The following is a 1,515-nucleotide window of genomic DNA, read 5'->3' on the forward strand; positions in this document are numbered from 1 at the left end:
GGCGGGGCGGGCGGAGGGGTGGTGCGCGGGCCGGGGGAGTACGGCCTCACGCGCGCCAGTGCGGGTCGTAACCGCTGGTCAGCTTCTGCTTGTTGTGCCGCCAGCGGGGCTCGTGGTTCACCATGTCGTTGGTGATTCCGCGCAGTCGGCGGATGACCGCTCCGTACGGCTTGATCACCATCGACGAGAGCGTGCCGCCGGGGGGCTCGTCCATGAACGGCATGAAGGCGTCGGGGAAGCTCGGCATGGTGCAGCCGATGCAGATGCCGCCGACGTTCGGGCAGCCGCCGATGCCGGACATCCAGCCCCGCTTGGGCACGTTGCAGTTGACGACCGGACCCCAGCAGCCCACCTTCACCTGGCACTTGGGCGAGTTGTAGTCCTTGGCGAAGTCGGCCTGCTCGTAGTACGCGGCCCGGTCGCAGCCCTCGTGCACGGTCTTGCCGAACAGCCACTGCGGCCGCAGCATGTGGTCGAGCGGCGGCGGGGGAGCGGTGCCGGCGGCGTGCTGGAGCACCCACACCAGGGTCTCCATGAAGTTCTCCGGCTGGATCGGACAGCCGGGCACGTTGACCACCGGGAGGCCCGAGCGCGCCTTGAACTCCCAGCCCAGGTAGTCCGCGAGGCCCATGCAGCCGGTCGGGTTGCCGGCCATGGCGTGGATGCCGCCGAACGTGGCGCAGGTGCCGGCCGCGACCACCGCCCATGCCCTGGGCGCGAGTTGGTCGATCCACGAGTTCAGGGTCTGCGGTTCGCCGGTCGCGGGGTCGTTGCCGAACGACGTCCAGTAGCCGTCGCCCTCGATGATGTTCTGGTTCGGGATCGAGCCCTCGATCACCAGGATGAACGGCTCCAGCTCACCGCGGGCCGCCTTGCGGTACGGGGCGAGGAAGTCCTCGCCGCCCAGGCTCGGGGAGAGGACCTTGTTGACGAGGTTGACCTTCGGCAGGCCCGGGATGAGGCCGAGCACCACGTCCTCGATGGACGGCTGCCCGGCGGCGGTCAGCGACACGGTGTCGCCGTCGCAGCTCATGCCCTCGGAGATCCACAGGATGGTGATCTCGTCGAAGCCCTGGGGGGCGTCGGCGCGGGCCTCGGTGGTACCGCTCTGTGTGGTCATCTCTGCGGCCTCCGTCGCAGTCGGTCGTGGGCCCGGCCGGGGGCGGCCGGGGTGCCCGTGGTTGCGAGGGGTTCGACCTCGTCGGGCCGGAAGTAGTGGAAACGGCCGTACCAACCGTGCAGTTCGGCGGCCGGATCGTCGTCCACGGTCACGGCGAGCCGCACACTGCCGTCCACGTCGTGGAAGACCCCGGCGACGGTGGCGGACCGCCCGTCCAGGAACATGTCCTGGGCGTCGGCCCCCCGCGCGCGCGGCCGCAACAGCACCGGACTGCCGGCCCCGAGGGGCACATCGCCCACGAGCACGGTGTCGGTCGCCGGCGAGAGCCCCTCGTCCCCGCCCTCCTGCCACCAGGCGGGGCGCTGGGGGGTGGCGTTCGGTCCGGACGCCGGGGG

The 1,515-nt window shown here is 71.3% G+C and carries 1 protein-coding gene and 1 pseudogene; both read right to left on the reverse strand.

What is annotated here, in order from left to right; genetic code table 11:
• Positions 1 to 46: 46 nt before the first annotated feature.
• Complete coding sequence (locus CCN72_RS35845; RefSeq protein ID WP_086812547.1) at positions 47 to 1,120, reverse strand: NADH-quinone oxidoreductase subunit B family protein; 1,074 nt, start codon at positions 1,118 to 1,120, stop codon at positions 47 to 49.
• Positions 1,117 to 1,515 (reverse strand): annotated as a pseudogene (locus tag CCN72_RS35850) (hypothetical protein); the annotation flags it as partial. The pseudogene CCN72_RS35850 and the gene CCN72_RS35845, both read right to left, overlap by 4 nt.

This window comes from Streptomyces murinus (genome assembly GCF_002154555.1).
GTDB lineage: Bacteria > Actinomycetota > Actinomycetes > Streptomycetales > Streptomycetaceae > Streptomyces > Streptomyces murinus.